Origin of the sequence: Brevibacillus choshinensis, assembly GCF_001420695.1 — a bacterium.
Lineage (GTDB): Bacteria > Bacillota > Bacilli > Brevibacillales > Brevibacillaceae > Brevibacillus > Brevibacillus choshinensis.
Genome location: NZ_LJJB01000007.1, coordinates 796,381 through 812,497 on the forward strand (window position 1 = coordinate 796,381; position 16,117 = coordinate 812,497).

At 49.2% G+C, this 16,117-nt stretch carries 13 protein-coding genes; 9 read left to right on the forward strand and 4 right to left on the reverse strand.

Annotated features, from left to right (window positions below):
- Positions 1-26: 26 nt before the first annotated feature.
- Complete coding sequence (leuS, locus tag AN963_RS03805; RefSeq protein WP_055743221.1) at positions 27-2,444, forward strand: leucine--tRNA ligase; 2,418 nt, start codon at positions 27-29, stop codon at positions 2,442-2,444.
- 143 nt (positions 2,445-2,587) lie between these two features.
- Here leuS and comER read toward each other — a convergent pair whose 3' ends face one another.
- The 3 genes from comER to asnB form a co-directional block, all read right to left on the reverse strand.
- Positions 2,588-3,421, reverse strand: a complete 834-nt coding sequence (comER, locus tag AN963_RS03810) for a late competence protein ComER (RefSeq protein ID WP_055743222.1) — start codon at positions 3,419-3,421, stop codon at positions 2,588-2,590.
- A 76-nt stretch (positions 3,422-3,497) separates the two neighbouring features.
- On the reverse strand, positions 3,498-4,232 hold the full coding sequence (locus AN963_RS03815) for a ComEA family DNA-binding protein (protein ID WP_055743223.1): 735 nt from the start codon (positions 4,230-4,232) through the stop codon (positions 3,498-3,500).
- A gap of 97 nt (positions 4,233-4,329) precedes the next feature.
- Complete coding sequence (asnB, locus tag AN963_RS03820; protein ID WP_055743224.1) at positions 4,330-6,255, reverse strand: asparagine synthase (glutamine-hydrolyzing); 1,926 nt, start codon at positions 6,253-6,255, stop codon at positions 4,330-4,332.
- A gap of 199 nt (positions 6,256-6,454) precedes the next feature.
- On the opposite strand from asnB, the gene AN963_RS03825 reads away from it, so the two are divergent.
- The 4 genes from AN963_RS03825 (at position 6,455) to holA (ending at position 11,587) form a co-directional block, all read left to right on the forward strand.
- Positions 6,455-8,839 (forward strand): DNA internalization-related competence protein ComEC/Rec2, encoded by a 2,385-nt coding sequence (locus AN963_RS03825; protein WP_330218813.1) that lies wholly within the window; start codon positions 6,455-6,457, stop codon positions 8,837-8,839.
- Between the two features lie 53 nt (positions 8,840-8,892).
- Complete coding sequence (locus AN963_RS03830) at positions 8,893-9,438, forward strand: RNA polymerase sigma factor (RefSeq protein ID WP_055743226.1); 546 nt, start codon at positions 8,893-8,895, stop codon at positions 9,436-9,438.
- Positions 9,438-10,295: a hypothetical protein gene (locus AN963_RS03835; protein WP_055743227.1), complete on the forward strand. Its 858-nt coding sequence runs from the start codon at positions 9,438-9,440 to the stop codon at positions 10,293-10,295. Before AN963_RS03830 ends, AN963_RS03835 begins: the two co-directional genes overlap by 1 nt.
- A 251-nt stretch (positions 10,296-10,546) precedes the next feature.
- Complete coding sequence (gene holA / locus AN963_RS03840) at positions 10,547-11,587, forward strand: DNA polymerase III subunit delta (protein ID WP_055743228.1); 1,041 nt, start codon at positions 10,547-10,549, stop codon at positions 11,585-11,587.
- Positions 11,588-11,643: 56 nt separating this feature from the next.
- Here the strand turns inward: holA and rpsT are convergent, their stop codons facing one another.
- A complete protein-coding gene (rpsT, locus tag AN963_RS03845; protein WP_055743229.1) occupies positions 11,644-11,919 on the reverse strand; it encodes a 30S ribosomal protein S20 in 276 nt (91 codons plus the stop codon).
- 156 nt (positions 11,920-12,075) lie between these two features.
- Here rpsT and gpr point away from each other — a divergent pair, with 156 nt between their 5' ends.
- The 4 genes from gpr to AN963_RS03865 all read left to right on the forward strand — a co-directional run bounded on the left by gpr (position 12,076) and on the right by AN963_RS03865 (position 16,106).
- Positions 12,076-13,176 carry a GPR endopeptidase gene (gpr, locus tag AN963_RS03850; protein ID WP_055743230.1) on the forward strand — a complete coding sequence of 367 codons (1,101 nt, stop codon included), beginning with the start codon at positions 12,076-12,078 and terminating at the stop codon, positions 13,174-13,176.
- Between the two features lie 154 nt (positions 13,177-13,330).
- Positions 13,331-14,509 carry a stage II sporulation protein P gene (gene spoIIP / locus AN963_RS03855; protein WP_055743231.1) on the forward strand — a complete coding sequence of 393 codons (1,179 nt, stop codon included), beginning with the start codon at positions 13,331-13,333 and terminating at the stop codon, positions 14,507-14,509.
- A 5-nt stretch (positions 14,510-14,514) separates the two neighbouring features.
- Positions 14,515-14,823 (forward strand): DUF3679 domain-containing protein, encoded by a 309-nt coding sequence (locus tag AN963_RS03860; RefSeq protein ID WP_055743232.1) that lies wholly within the window; start codon positions 14,515-14,517, stop codon positions 14,821-14,823.
- Positions 14,824-15,137: 314 nt separating this feature from the next.
- The gene (locus AN963_RS03865; protein ID WP_055743233.1) at positions 15,138-16,106 is read left to right on the forward strand and encodes an ABC transporter ATP-binding protein; all 969 of its coding nucleotides are present in this window, start codon (positions 15,138-15,140) and stop codon (positions 16,104-16,106) included.
- Positions 16,107-16,117 lie beyond the last annotated feature (11 nt).

Below are 16,117 nucleotides of genomic sequence, written 5' to 3' on the forward strand. Positions count from 1 at the left end.
ACCATTTAGGATGGGAGTGCTTTACCATGGTTTTTAGTCATCGTAACGTCGAGAAAAAGTGGCAGCAATATTGGGAGCAAAACAAGACATTCAAAACTTCAGAAGACGAGGGCAAAAAGAAGTTTTATGCACTCGATATGTTCCCGTATCCATCTGGGGCGGGTTTGCATGTAGGCCATCCAGAGGGTTATACAGCTACAGATATTTTGTCCCGTATGAAGCGGATGCAAGGCTACAACGTATTGCATCCAATGGGCTGGGATGCGTTCGGTTTGCCAGCTGAGCAATACGCGCTGGATACAGGGAATGACCCTGCTATTTTCACGGAGCAAAATATCAACAACTTCCGCCGTCAGATCAAATCTTTGGGCTTCTCCTACGACTGGGATCGTGAGCTGAATACAACGGATCCAGATTATTACAAGTGGACCCAATGGATTTTCACCAAGCTGTATGAGCACGGTTTAGCCTATATCGACGAAGTAGCGGTAAACTGGTGCCCAGCTCTGGGAACTGTTTTGGCGAATGAAGAAGTCATCGACGGAAAAAGCGAACGCGGAGGTCATCCGGTTGAACGCCGTCCGATGAAACAATGGGTCTTGAAAATTACTGCTTACGCAGAGCGTCTCTTGGATGACCTGGAAGATCTGGACTGGCCAGAGAGCATCAAGGAAATGCAACGCAACTGGATTGGCCGTTCTGAAGGGGCAGAAGTAACATTCGGTATCGAAGGTCATGATGAATCCTTCACCGTATTCACCACTCGTCCTGACACCTTATATGGTGCGACCTACGCCGTTCTGGCACCTGAGCACAAGCTGGTAGATCAGATTACCGTTCCTGCTCAAAGAGAAGCTGTGGATGCGTACCTGGAACAAGCTAAACGCAAGAGCGATCTGGAGCGTACAGACCTCGCGAAAGAAAAAACAGGTGTCTTTACGGGTGCATATGCCATCAACCCTGTGAATGGCGAACGTCTGCCGATCTGGATTGCCGATTACGTACTGATCAGCTATGGTACTGGCTCCATCATGGCGGTACCAGCGCATGATGAGCGCGACTATGAGTTCGCGAAAACCTTTGATCTGCCAATCAAACAAGTAATCGAAGGTGGAGACATTTCCGAAGAAGCGTATACGGGCGATGGCGCACACATCAACTCCGGTTTCCTGGATGGCTTGAACAAAGATCAAGCGATTAGCAAAATGATCGAATGGCTGGTAGAGAACGGCAAAGGGAATCGCAAAGTGACTTACCGTCTGCGTGACTGGTTGTTCAGTCGCCAACGTTATTGGGGTGAGCCGATTCCAATCATTCATTTGGAAGACGGCACGATGAAAGTCGTTCCCGAAGAAGAATTGCCGATTATTTTGCCAAAAACAAAAGAAATCAAGCCATCGGGTACTGGTGAATCTCCATTGGCGAACATCACCGACTGGATTAACATCGTAGATCCGGAAACAGGTCAAAAGGCTCGCCGTGAGACTAACACCATGCCTCAGTGGGCAGGCAGCTGCTGGTACTTCCTGCGCTTTATTGATCCACACAATGACAAAGCGTTGGCAGATCCAGATAAGCTGAAAGAATGGTTGCCGATCGACATTTACATCGGTGGTGCGGAGCACGCAGTACTGCACTTGCTCTACTCCCGCTTCTGGCACAAATTCCTGTACGACATCGGCGTCGTACCAACCAAGGAACCGTTCCAAAAGCTGTTCAACCAAGGGATGATCTTGGGTGAGAACAACGAAAAAATGAGTAAGTCCAAAGGGAACGTCGTGAACCCGGATGACATCGTGAACAGCCATGGAGCAGATACACTGCGTATGTATGAAATGTTCATGGGACCTCTGGATGCTTCCATCGCTTGGTCTACCAAAGGCCTGGACGGTGCTCGTCGTTTCTTGGACCGCGTCTATCGCTTGTTTGTGAGCGACAGTGGCGAACTGAACGAGAAGATCGTAGATACGTCCAAAGTAACCGGGATGGAGCGCGTTTACCATCAAACCGTGAAGAAAGTAACGGAAGACTACGAAGGCCTGCGTTTCAACACGGGGATTTCCCAGCTGATGGTGTTCGTTAATGAAGGGTACAAAGCAGACGTACTGCCGAAGAAATACATGGAAGACTTTGTGAAAATGCTGTCTCCAATCGCCCCACATATCGCAGAAGAGCTGTGGGAAAAACTGGGACACAGCGAAACGATCGCTTACGAAGCTTGGCCAACGTACGATGAATCCAAGCTGGTAGAGGATGAAGTGGAAATCGTTCTGCAAGTAAACGGCAAGAACAGAGAAAAACTGCTCATCGCTTCCGATTCGACCAAAGAGCAAATGGAAGAGATGGCACTGGCCAACGAAATGATCAAAGAGCTGATCGAGGGCAAGACGATCGTGAAAATGATCGCGGTACCTGGCAAGCTCGTCAATATCGTAATTCGTTAAGGTAGAACGAGAAAAAGGAGTGGGACCTGTGCTCGAGCAGGCTTCCACTCCTTTTTTGCACAGATAGGAATTTAAAAGAATCCTATCCAGTATAAGTGCAACTAAGGCTCCGCCAGATGCTTGGCGTAGCCAAGTTTTCTAATTTACGGATGCTGATTGGACAGTTTGCGCTCCGCCAGCTCTTGATCTTCGGCGAATTTAGCATGTGTGCGGCGAAATACATCGGCAAAGACACCAGGGATTCCATTTTGCAAAGCAATGAGACCTTCACCAGTGATGCCTCCGGGTACACATACCCTTTGTTGCAAGGAGGGGAGTGTAAAAATATCCTCTTTTAAAAGATCTGCCATACCGATGAACATCTGTGTGGTCAAGTAAGTAGCAGCCTCGTGGGCGATTCCTGTTTCGGATACCGCGTCCTGGATCATTTGCTGGAGGATGTAACTCAAAAAAGCAGGACCGCAGCTTGTGATGTCTGAGGAGACTCGTAGAAAAGCTTCAGAGACCAGTGTAGGATGGCTGATGTGGGTGACGAGAGTGAGAATGTACTGTTTTTGAGACTCATCTATGCGAGAGCCGAATTCACAGAGGCTGATTCCGCTGCATGCAGCATTTGTAATACTCGGCACGACCCTCGCGACAGCGCACGGAACCATGTCTTCCAGCTGTGTGAGCTTGATAGGGCTGGTGATGGTAATCAAGAGGTGCTCCGGTGTCAATTCAGGAATGATCTGTTCCAGCATGACTTGATATTCCAGTGGTTTGACACACAGTAGCAAAACCGGGGCTTGCTTGGCGAGCTCGGCGTTGCTCGGTGCAATGACCAATCCGGGATGACGTTCAGCCAGTTGTTCCGCTTTGGCGGGAGTGCGGTTACTAATGATGATCTGGCCGGGGGACAGGGCTTTGGCTGACAGCAACGCTTCAATGAGGATGCTGCCCATGCTGCCTGTACCGATGAACCCGATCCTATCCATGTCCATACCTCCATCCATTATTCTTTCCCCATTGTATGTGTCCTGAGCATGCATCATGACCGCAGAATCCGAGGACCTACTGAATCCGTATACGATCCTTTATCCGATCGTACATCTTATCGCCGATGCCTTCGATTTCTTTCAGCTCATCTGGGGAACGAAAGGGGCCTTTTTCCTCACGATAACGGAGGATTGCTTTCGCTCTTGCTTCACCGATGCCAGGCAAGCTCATTAATTGCTCAGCGGTTGCTGTGTTGAGCTGGATGGAATCATCTGTGGCGGGTGCAGAAAGACTGACACCACCAGGCTTGTAAGTCGCAGGGGAAAGACCTGTAGGCGTGATCTGCGCTGCTTGTGAGTCTCCTTTAGCGGGGATGACGATTGCCGTCCCGTCTGTGAGTAGTGCTGCCAGATTAATTTGCTCGAGGTCAGCATCTGGCTTTGCTCCTCCTGCCTTGGCGATGGCATCAGCGACCCGCATACCTGTGTCCAATTGATACAACCCTGCCTGTTTGACATGTCCCTTTACGTCTACGAACATAGGAGGGGGAGTTCCTTCCTTATCTATGGTTCGAGTTTCTTTGGGCTTGGAAAGAGTCGTTTCTTTTTGGACTTCGAGGGAGGGGGTGTCCTCAGATAGCAGCGTGGATTCCTCAGAAGCGTATGCTGGGGCAATCAAGGGAAGCTGGGAATTCATACCAGCATGCTCCGTTGAGCGTGCCTGGTAGAGCCATAGACTACTTCCAATGAGAAAGATGGCACCAAAGCACAAAATGATACGCCGATAACGCTCCCACCATTCCAGTAACACAAAAAACCCTCCCTTACGGCTTCGAGTGTCTTGACAGAGAAGATGGCTTCTCTATCAACGATGCTACGAAAAGTAAGAGAGGGTGTGCAAATCTATTTTATCCGATGTGCTGGAGCGAATTCTTTTTACGTCGAATATCTACATTTGGACTAACGTACGGGTCAAACGTGTGTTTTTGCTCGATAAAGATCTGGTGCCACAGCATGAAGACGAGGATTGTCCAGATTTTGCGGCTGTAATCGGCATTGCCTTCCCGATGCTCATCCAGCATGTAGAGAACGTAGGCTTTGTTGATCAAATCGTCCACTTTGGATTCGAAAATGATTTCCTTCGCCCATTTGTAGAATTCGTTTTTCAGCCAGTGACGAGTTGGAACTGGGAAGCCCAGTTTCTTTCTCATCTTGATTTCTGGTGGTAGGAAGTCTTTCATCGCCTCGCGCAGGACATGCTTGGTCGTTCCGTTAGCGATTTTGTACTTCGTTGGGATGGTCGCAGCGAATTCAAAGACTTTCAGGTCAATGAATGGAACGCGCAGCTCCAGGGAGTTTGCCATCGTCATTTTGTCTGCCTTCATCAGAATGTTACCGCGAAGCCAAGTGTGGATATCCAAGTACTGCATCTTGGTCACGTCATCGTACTGAGAAGCGCGCTTGTAAATTTCTTCCGTAATCGTGAACGGGGAAACATATGAGCCCGAGTTTGCGATGTCATCCATGACGACACGCTTCTTCATTTCTTCACTAAAGATCAATGCATTACCGAAGAAACGCTCTTCCACTGTTTTGGATCCGCGGATCAGGAAGTTCTTTCCTTTGACCTGATCAGGGAGGCGTTCAGCCATGTAGCCGATGGAGTTGCGCATCCAGCCAGGCATGCCAGAGAACATTTTCAAGGAGTTTGGTTCCCGATAAATGTTGTAGCCTCCGAAGAATTCATCTGCTCCTTCTCCGGAAAGAACGACGGTTACATGCTCGCTGGCCATCTGTGCAACAAAGTAGAGCAAGATCGCAGAAGGATCCGCTACCGGTTCATCTTGATGCCAGATGAGGCGAGGCAGCTCGTTCATATATTGCTGGGCGTTAACGACCATTTCGTGATGCTCTGAGCCCAAATATTGTGCGGTTCGTCGTGCAAAGTCCAGCTCGCTATAGCCAGGAATGTCAGAACCGACAGAAAAGGTTTTGACTGGCTCAAATGTACGTAGCATACCGACAATACTGCTGGAATCTACCCCGCTGGAGAGAAATGCCCCACGCGATACTTCGCTAATACGGTGTTTATCAACCGATTCGAGTAGGACACTACGAGTTCCTTCTACATAATAGGAGAACGGTTTGCTCTCATCCGGATTGAACTCGACATCCCAGTAACGTTCCAGTCTGATCTGGTCGTTTTCTACAATGAACGAGTGAGCCGGTGGTACGCGGTAAATGCCGCGATACATGGTCTCTGGATCCGGTACGTATTGGAAGGTGAGGTAGTGGTAAAAAGCAGTATGATTCACTTCCCGAGTCAGGCCCGGCAGCTCCAGCAAGCTTTTGATCTCGCTGGCAACGCCGATAGAATCAGCTGTCTCCACATAGTAGAGTGGCTTAATTCCAAAGTGGTCACGTGCACCAAAAAGGCGTTTTTTACGAGAGTCGTAGATAGTAAATCCGAACATACCGCGCAAGTGCTTAGGCGCGTCTGTTCCTACTTCCTCATAGAGGTGCAGGATGGTTTCGATATCAGAATCGGTTTGAAAGACGTGACCGATGTCCTTTAACCATTGTTGCAATTCTTTGTAGTTGTAGACTTCCCCATTCCCAATGATCCAGATGTCTCGTGTTTCGTTAAACAGCGGTTGGTGTCCGCCTTCCACGTCAATGATGCTTAAACGACGAAAGCCCAAGGCGACGTTATCCTCTAGATGAAAACCATCGTCGTCTGGACCCCGGTGCAGGATGACACCGGTCATCGCGCTGATCGCTTCTTGCCCGACAGGCGTTTGCCGCTTGTTATAGAGTGATACGATTCCACACATATGAAATGACTCTTCCTCTCACTGGATTGCTCCTGCTAACTCTATCACGTATCGACAGTCAGTGCAATCACTCCGAATGCCTACGAACCTCATCGAAAACGTAGCTTGCAGGCCTCTACATTCCTATTTTTGTCCCCGTGCAACAGGATATACTCGGGAATACGAAAGAATGGTTCGACAAAGGGACGGAGGAGTGAGCGTGACGTTGTACAGAGCCAGCATCACAATGGTTTTCGGACTGTTACTGTCTGCCTACTTGCACCCAGCCTGGCTGTTGGCTGCTGCAGCAATCGGCTGTGCTGTTCCAATGATCACAGCGATACCCGACTCACTACGTAGGTGCATCATACTCTATGTATTCACATCTATTTTATCAGGTCTCTATTTTACTGGGTACGAGATTCTCCATCAATCGGAGTTAAAGCCGTATGCGGAGCAAGAGCGAAGCATTTGGGTGCGTGGAACAATTGATTCGGCAGTGATCCGGGATGGAGATGTCGCTCGTTTCTATTTAGATGTTCAAGAGTGGACATTTAGTGGTAAAAATTGGAATAAAATAGGTCGAACAGAACGATTGGCCATCCGAATCAAGCTAGATCAAGAAGAAGAAGCAGAAAAGGCAGAAGCATGGAGGAGAGGTAGTGCATGGTCGGGCCATGTTCGACTATCCGTACCTTCAGGAGCTCGCAATCCGTATGCCTTTGACTATTCGCGTTATTTGTACTGGCAAGGAGTACAGGTGATAGGCGAAGCATCGTATCGAACGGTGCAGGTAGAAGCGAGCAACGGAATGTGGGCACAGTTTCAAAACTGGCAGGACGATGCAGCAAGTAGAGTCGAGTCACTCTTTGACGATCCCGAAGTGGCAGGTTATATGAAGTCATTACTACTGGGCGTAGGGGACGATGTGAACCCCGAACTGGCAGAAATGTACGCGGATTTGGGTTTGAGCCATGTTCTCGCTATTTCCGGTTTGCATGTCACGCTTGTCAGCAGCATGTTCATGTGGACATTAGAACGAACCGGACTTGGCCGTAGATGGGCTTTGACAGCGACGGTCAGCATGCTCATTGGCTACGTGTTTATTGTCGGAGCGAGCGCCTCGGCTGTGCGGTCTGGGCTTATGGGAGGAGTCGGACTTGCCTGTCAGGTGCTGGGCAAAAGGATAGACGGCAAGGACGTATGGGCAGGCACGCTCATCGTCATGCTGCTTGCCAACCCGTGCCAACTTTGGCATATCGGATTTCAGCTCTCGTTTGCGGTCACTCTAGGCCTCATCATTTTCGTGCCGTTCAGCCAACACATCTTCATCCGAATCCCTTTGTGGATCCGTACGCTGGTCGCCGTTACGATAGCGGCACAAGCGGTGTCTTTTCCGTTTCTGATTTATCATTTCCATCAATTTTCTGCTCTTTCTTGGCTGGTCAATCTGATCGTTACCCCCATCCTTTCCATGGTCGTCTTGCCGTTGGGATATATTGCTCTCGTAGTGGGTATGATTCATCCGTTTTTGGCTAGTTGGCCCGTGTTGTTATCGACTCACCTTCTGCAGTGGCTGCATGAGCCTTTGTTTGCGTTGAATCAAATGGAAATGCCCTTTTCTCATTGGCCGCATCCTGACTGGTGGTGGCTCTTGCTGTATGCAGGACTCTTGTTCGTATTGCCCATTTTGTGGCAGATGGGGTATCATCGGCAAAGAGATGCAATCGTTTGTTTAGCCCTATATATCGGGCTCTTAGTGCTGGCGAGGCAGCCGTTTTCAGGTGATCAGGAAGTGAGAATTACCTTTCTGGATGTGGGCCAGGGGGATTCAATCGTTGTCGAAATTAGTAATCAGAAGGTATACTTAATTGATGCGGGTGGGACCATTCGCTTCCCCGTGCGTGAATCATGGAGGGAGAAACGCGATCCTTTTGAAGTGGGAAAAGATATCGTTCTCCCCTTTTTGAGAGCTCGAGGGATCGAGACCATCGACCGTGTCGTCCTGACGCACGGTGACCTGGATCACATCGGAGGAATGGCTGCACTCGTACCCCGGTTTTCTTTTGGGGAGGTTCTAGTAAATGGCGATACACCAGAGGGAAAAGAGAGAGAAGTTCTTCAACAGTTTCACCAAAAGGGAGTTCCAATCTTGACGGGAAGACCCGGGCAGTCGTGGTCAGATGCTCCGGGTGTGGATTGGAGATGGCTACAACCGGGACAACCATCAGAAGCTTCCGGCAATGAAGCCTCCATCGTGCTGCAGCTTACCGCGTACGGAAAATCGGTGTTGTTCACCGGCGACATCGAACGTGACGGGGAAAGGCGAGTTGTACAATATGGGTTACCGGAAGTCGATGTATTAAAAGTAGCCCACCATGGCAGCGATACTTCTAGTACGGATGCATTGCTGGCGTCATTGCGCCCCAAAACGGCGGTTATCTCAGTGGGTGCAAATAACCGCTACGGTCATCCATCAGCTGAAGTATTACAACGATTAAAAAAAACGGGATCCAAGGTGTATAGAACCGACAGGCACGGTGCTGTGACGCTGATCATTACGCCGAATGGAATGGCTTGGAAGACCCAAGGATCCAATACATAATGTGGTTGCAACCTTTTCTTTGAACGATCCGTCTGTAGGGGGGAGAGGAGAATATGCAGGAAGCAGAGTTGATCAGGAAAGCGCAGTCCGGGGATCATGATGCGCTAGTCGATCTGCTCCGATCCATTGAGACCTCCGTTTACCGCAGCGCTTACTATATTCTTGGGAACGAACAGGACGCACTCGATGCTGCCCAGGAAGTGCTTATTCGCATCTATCGAAAATTAGACACCTATCAGGAAAAGGCAAAATTTTCCACCTGGGTTCAACGAATCGTCAGCAATGTCTGTATGGATAAATTTCGAGCGAAGAAGGAAACGGTCTCAATTGACGAGCATGAGCTGATAATCCCTGATCGAAACAACGTAGAAGATGAAATCCTTCTCACTGGATTGTCGAATGACATTCAGGAAGCCATTGGAAAACTGCCGAGGCAGTATCGAATGGTCGTAGTACTCCGTTATCTGGAGGATCTATCCTACCAGGAAATTGCGGAAGCATTGGATTTGCCGCTTAACACGGTAAAGTCGTATTTGTTCCGGGCTAGACAACAATTGCAGGAACTTCTGTACGACTACCAGAAAGGGGGAATCGGTTGATGACCAACGAGGAAATTTGGGAATGGATGCAGCGTGACCTTGATGGAGATCTTTCTTTAGTTGAACAAGACGCGCTATACAACATCATTCGCAAAGATTCTGATTTGCAACTGAAGTACAACCGTCTGAAAACTGTTTCTCAACAGCTAGAGCAGCTGCCCCCTGTCGTACCTTCATTCAGCATCGTAGATTCGATTCTGCCACGGCTGGAATCTGCTGCGGCTGTACCTGCAGCCTCATCTGCTATGAATGAAGAAATCCTGCCCACTCTGGAAGTTAAACGCAATGTGTCTTCGCCGTCGGAAACGAAGAAGTGGAAGCGGATGAAAGTGTGGTTAGCCAGTATCGGTAGTACCGCAGTGGCTGCCTGCCTCTTGATCGGAATTATGTTCGCGGGTAGTGATGGCAAGAAGAACGAGATCGACCCGTATCAACAAGGATCGGACAACGTCACACCGGCAACAACGGAGAAACCCGCACTCGTCGGACCGCCTCCTCCTACTCCCAGCACTAATCCATCTACATCGAATCCACCGGAGGAGGAAAAAAAGGCGCAATCTTCTTCACTTGCGAAAAAGCAAACGACGAAGAAGGTCTCCAAGCCGAACAACAATCATTCCGTCACGAAACCGGTTACGAAACCGGCAGCAACCACTCCTGCAGTCCCACCAACGCCTGTAGTTAAAGATCCAAAGCCACCGGCATTCCCGTTCGGCTTAGAGGAGAACTCGGACAAGGACGACAAAAAAGATGCTCGCGACAAAGAGAGTGGCGACGCGGACAGGGACAAGAGTAAGGAAAAAAGCAAAGAAAAACAAAATGATGACAAAAAAGAAAAAAAAAGCAACAGAGACTAATGTGAAATTTGCTGCGAGGCAAATGTGGAATTCACAATTGGACCGGCACCAAACAGGGGCTTCTCGCGTATCCTACACTATCAAGCACCCCCTGCTTACCGTTTGGGGAGGAGGAATCCCGGGGCTTTTCCCTAAACGTTTACATAGAGGTGCCAACAGATAGAAAAACCGCTAACCATTATGGGAGCGGTTTTTTTCTTTTGTGTGCTATAATAACGCAGGACAGAACAAAGAAAGGAAGTGGAGATCCCATGCCATTGCTATCAGCTATCCGGGAAATACGACAAAAACAGTTTTCATCCGTCTATGTCTTACACGGTCCGGAGTCCTTTCTGGCAGAAGAGTTTCTGTCTTTAGCTCGTCGGGAAATGATCGACCCAGAATTCAGTGATCTCAATGTGAGCGTATATGATTGCACCGAGAATAGTCTCAGCGACATTTTACAGGATGCGGAAACGCTCCCCTTTATGGGCGAACATCGGCTCGTCATCGCAAGGCAAGCGTACTTTTTGACAGGCAGCAAGCCTCCTTCCAAGGTTGAGAGCGACCCGGACGCATTGCTTGGATATATGCAGAATCCGCCTACCTATACGACCCTCATTTTACATACGGATGCAGAAAAGCTGGATGAGCGTAAAAAAATGGTCAAAACGCTTCAACAAAAAGCAAAAGTCATTCCTTTTTTCCTGTTGAAGGATGCGGAGCTACACGCTTGGGTAGAGCGACAGGCTGCAAAATACAGGGCGTCCATCGAGCGGCCACAGGCGATGAAACTGGCGGAGCGTGTGGGGAGTGAGCTACGACTTCTGGACAAGGAAGTAGAAAAATTGGCGTTGTTTGTGGGTGATGGCGGTAGGATTACGGATCAGGTCATCGAAGACCTCTGTGCACGTACGCTGGAGCAGGACGTCTTTGCGCTGATTGAGCAAGTCGCTTCCGGCAGACTCGACAAGGCGTTGCGCATGCTCTACGACTGCATGAAGACAGGGGAAGAGCCGATCAAGCTTTTGTCGTTATTTGCTCGGCAATTTCGCATGCTCTTGCAGGTAAGACAGCTCGCTCCGCGTGGCTATTCGCAGCAGCAAATGGCCGGTATGATCAAAATGCACCCGTATGCAGTGAAAAAGGCGATGGAGCAAGCTCGGCACTTTTCTGAGGATTCCCTGAAAAAGCTGCTGCTGATTTTGGCGGAAGAAGATTTTCGCATGAAGTCGGGGCAAGTGGACAAGCGATTGGCGTTGGAGCTGTTCATCGCTCGCGCACACGAGGAACGGAATAAGACAGCCGGATAAAAAGAAAAAACCCCGTGAACGATGGTTCGCGGGGTTTTTTCTGCAACGTGGGTCTCTTACGCTACAGGAGCGCTCAGAACGTTAAGCTTTTTCATCAAACGAGACTTTTGACGGTTTGCTGCGTTTTTATGAATGAGACCTTTCGAAGCGGCCTTGTCCAGCTTTTTCACAGCCACCAGAAGAGTGGATTTCGCCAATGCTACATCGGAAGCGGCCACAGCTTTCTCAAAGCTTTTCAGGGAAGTGCGCAGATCAGACTTTTGAGAAGCACGGTGTGCGCGACGCTTTTCAATGGTTTTGGTGCGCTTAATCGCGGATTTAATGTTTGGCATGTGTGTCACCTCCTTAGACGACCATAGACATACAGTCATACAACAAAGTAATTCTAGCATGCACAGTTACCATTTGCAAGAAAGGATTCGGAATAAAAATGAAGGATTCAAGCAACATAGTAGCAGGAACAAAATGGAGAAGGGAGCCATCTAACCATGGAACATAATATTGATCTGTCAGGCTATTCCATTCGCACGGATCTCGCGGTGGAAGCTCATGAGTTAGCACAGCAGCAAAATGAAAGTAACATACCGGGGGTATGGCTTCAGGCCGATACTGAAGAACCAAATATAACGGTCACTCGCTTGCATGTCCAGAATGAAGAGGCAGGCAAAGCAATCGGAAAGCTGCCTGGCCATTATCTTACCATTGAAGTGCCAAAGCTGCGTGATAACGATACTTCTATTGAAGAGCAGGTGGCGAGACGATTCGCGCTGGAGTTTGCCAGCTTCCTCATGAAACTGGGGATTACCGAGGATAAAAAGGCACTCGTTGTAGGTCTGGGCAACTGGAATGTGACTCCTGATGCGCTAGGGCCCATGGTGGTGGAAAATTTACTGGTTACCCGTCACTTGTACCAGCTGGCACCTGAAACAGTAGGAGACGGCTATCGGGAAGTGAGTGCACTGTCGCCAGGGGTACTCGGGATTACCGGAATAGAAACGAGTGAGATTGTGTTTGGCGTCGTGGAAAAAAGCAAGCCGGATTTTGTCATCTGCATCGATGCACTCGCCTCTCGTGCCTTGCATCGGGTGAATACAACGATCCAAATTTCCGATACGGGGATACATCCTGGCTCTGGCGTCGGCAATAAACGCAAAGCCATTGATCAAAATACGTTAGGGATTCCTGTCATCGCGATCGGAGTACCGACAGTCGTATTCGCTTCGACGATTGTCAACGATGCAATCACCTACCTACTCGGTCACTTCGGACAATCCATGGCAGAGAGCAAAAGGGCTTTTAACAAGCTCTCCATGAGTACCCTGCCGGAACGCAAGGAACCGTACACCGAAGATGATCTGCCTGATCTCGAATCACGCAAGACGTTTATGGGACTGGTAGGATCGTTACCGGAAGACGAAAAGCGCCAATTGGTTCACGAGGTTCTCCGACCGTTGGGGCAGGATCTTGTCGTCACTCCCAAGGAAGTAGATGACTTTATTGAAGGAATCTCCAATGTCATTGCCACAGGGCTGAATCGGGCATTGCACCGAGCTGTCGATGAGGAAAATAGCGGCTCATACACGCACTAGACTAGCTGGCAAGAGAGCTCTCCCTATCATTTGAGAGAAAAGCTAGAAAAGGGGTTCTATCGTCTCTATGAGGCTCATAAGCTAAAGCATAGACAAGCGGGAAGAGCGAACGAAATGCTCCCGCGTCAATGCCACAGCATGAGGAGTGAGACAGATGGCTTCCTTAATCCAGCGCCAATTTGTTGTCCTGTCGTTTATAACAGCCTTTTTATTTGTCATAACCGGGGTGCTCTCTTTGGGCGGCAACAGACTCATTATCGCATCCTCTGCGGTTCAGCAAGCAGCTACACACGTTTCCAGTCTTGCCATCTTGGGGTGGATGGGACAGGAAATCCCGGTGCTCAATGAAACGGTACAGACGACCTCTGACCGTCGGACGAATAGTGTGACAGGTTTTCTGTTCCAGCTTGCAACTAGCATCCAGCCGGGTGATTTGCGGAGCTTGTTGGGTCGAGAGCTTCCGGGTATGGTAACGACGGAGGACGCTCGTTTCGTCGTAGCGGGAAAAGGAGCGACGCTGGCCGATTTTTACGTAGAGTATCCACCACATCCCAAGCAGGTTATCGACGCATCTGACGCGATTCCGCTTCCACAGCCTACGGATACGGGTCAAGACAAGCCGATAGACGAACCGACAAAGCCAGTAGCCAATCCGAGTACGGGTGGAAAGAAAATCGTCTACGTGTACAACACACACAATCGAGAGTCATGGTACAGCGAGACAAAGCCGGTTGGCACATCAGTGGATCACCCGACGAGAAATATCTCCATGGTGGGCAAGCGTTTGGCGGAAGCGTTAAACGACCGGGGCATCGGCTCTGACGTGAGCAAGGATGACATTTACCAGGAGCTTCTCAATCAGAAAAAGGACTACGCGCTGTCCTATGCACAGTCTTTGCAGGTAGTCAAAGCAGCGGTGGAAAGCAATCGTGAGCTTCACTACTTCTTTGATCTGCATCGCGATACTGCCCCGCGGGATCGTACGACCGTCACCATCAAAGGAAAAACGTATGCACGCGTCATGTTCGTCATCGGCAAACGAAATAAGAGCTTTGAGAAAAATGAAGCGTTTGCGACTGAATTACACCAGCTCATGGAAGAGATGTATCCAGACCTATCGCGCGGTGTGATGGAAAAAGGTGCAAAAACTGACCATGGGGAGTATAACCAGTCCATTTCACCGGGAAGCCTGTTAATGGAAATAGGTGGCACGGAAAACACGCTACAGGAAAGTCTGAATACGGCAGATGCAATGGCAGATGTATTTGCGGCCTACTACCTGAAGGCGGAAAAAGTGGGCAAACCGGTAGCGGATGAACCGGCAAAGAGGTGACGAGCATGAACGTGACGGCAAAACTGACAGGAATATTGGTGATCTTGCTGGTCGGCGTAGTTTTGGGACTGCAGACAGCCGAACGAGGTATTTCAAAAGTGAGCGGATTGACAGAGCAACAACCGCAGACCTTTTACATCAAGAAGATGGATGAAGGAAAAATGGAGATCGCGGTGATGGGCAAGCAAGTCCAAACGGCTAATCCGGAGAAGATGGTTAATTACATGAGCAATATGGGATTGACCATGGGATCGACGATTAAGAGTGGAGCAAAAACGTTTGTAGATTGGGTGGGTAATTTCTTCGCACCGTAACATATTGTTTATGGACAAAAAAATAATAGGCAGAAAGAACGAATGACGAAAGACCCGGGTGATCGGGTCTTTTTTGTCTGTGTAGATGGTTCTGGAACATTTTACAGAAGTGGGGTATCACAAGCTACGCCTGAGGCCAAAGGGTATGGAAAATGAATTTGATCATGTTTTTGCTGAATAAACACAAGATTTAATATAGTCAGTGAAAATATAATTGTTTGAATTTATTGTGTTGCCAAAAAATTGTACTAATGGCATAATATCTATTGATAGAAGTATTTCTATTGAATATATCGGTAAGAGAGGTGCGCCACGTGTCACAGCCTGTCCTTCAAATCGAAAACTTGCAGACGCACTTTTTTACGGACCGCGGCCAAATCCCTGCTGTTGACGGTGTCACAATCACAGTAAATAAAGGTGAAGTAGTCGGCATCGTAGGAGAATCCGGTTGTGGAAAAAGCGTAACCTCGCTTTCCGTCATGAAGCTGGTACCAAATCCTCCGGGTAAAATCGTCGGTGGAGCGATTCGCTTCAAGGGAGAAGATCTGGTTACTGCAGACGAAAAACGGATGCGGGAAATACGCGGCAACGAAATCGCGATGATCTTTCAGGAACCGATGACCTCGCTCAATCCGGTCTTTACGATTGGCGACCAAATCGGAGAAGCCGTTCGTTTACATACCAAAGCGAGTAAAAAGGAATCCCGGCAGCGCGCGGTCGAAATGCTAAGGAAAGTAGGTATTCCGCGTGCCGAAGCGATCGTGGACGAATATCCACACCAGTTATCAGGCGGGATGCGTCAGCGTGTGATGATCGCGATGGCGATGGCCTGTGATCCAGAGCTGCTGATAGCGGACGAGCCTACGACGGCATTGGACGTTACCATTCAGGCCCAGATTCTGGACTTGATGAGGCAGTGCAATCGGGAATCAGACACGGCCATTTTGCTCATCACGCACGATCTCGGAGTGGTAGCGGAAATGTGCCACCGAGTCGTTGTTATGTATGCGGGCAACGTAATTGAAGAAGGGGATGTGCGGACTATCTTGAAAAACCCGCAGCATCCATACACGGTAGGCTTGCTACAGTCACTGCCAAAGCTGGAGGAGTCCCAGGAGCGCTTGTATTCCATTCCTGGTAACGTTCCTATCCCAGGGTCGCTGACAGTCGGATGCCGTTTTGCTCCACGTTGCGACAAAGTGACGGATCGATGCCGAGTAGAAATGCCAGAGCTGAAAGTAGTGGGAGAAAACCATCGCTCGCGCTGCTGGATAGCAGAATAACCCGAGAGGAG

What these genes read in the sequence shown, in the direction of transcription:
- leuS (WP_055743221.1), top strand. Translation starts at nt 27, where the DNA reads ATGGTTTTTAGTCATCGTAACGTCGAGAAAAAGTGGCAGCAATATTGG.
- comER (WP_055743222.1), bottom strand. Translation starts at nt 3,421, where the DNA reads ATGGATAGGATCGGGTTCATCGGTACAGGCAGCATGGGCAGCATCCTC.
- asnB (WP_055743224.1), bottom strand. Translation starts at nt 6,255, where the DNA reads ATGTGTGGAATCGTATCACTCTATAACAAGCGGCAAACGCCTGTCGGG.
- AN963_RS03830 (WP_055743226.1), top strand. Translation starts at nt 8,893, where the DNA reads ATGCAGGAAGCAGAGTTGATCAGGAAAGCGCAGTCCGGGGATCATGAT.
- AN963_RS03835 (WP_055743227.1), top strand. Translation starts at nt 9,438, where the DNA reads ATGACCAACGAGGAAATTTGGGAATGGATGCAGCGTGACCTTGATGGA.
- holA (WP_055743228.1), top strand. Translation starts at nt 10,547, where the DNA reads ATGCCATTGCTATCAGCTATCCGGGAAATACGACAAAAACAGTTTTCA.
- rpsT (WP_055743229.1), bottom strand. Translation starts at nt 11,919, where the DNA reads ATGCCAAACATTAAATCCGCGATTAAGCGCACCAAAACCATTGAAAAG.
- gpr (WP_055743230.1), top strand. Translation starts at nt 12,076, where the DNA reads ATGGAACATAATATTGATCTGTCAGGCTATTCCATTCGCACGGATCTC.
- spoIIP (WP_055743231.1), top strand. Translation starts at nt 13,331, where the DNA reads ATGGCTTCCTTAATCCAGCGCCAATTTGTTGTCCTGTCGTTTATAACA.
- AN963_RS03860 (WP_055743232.1), top strand. Translation starts at nt 14,515, where the DNA reads ATGAACGTGACGGCAAAACTGACAGGAATATTGGTGATCTTGCTGGTC.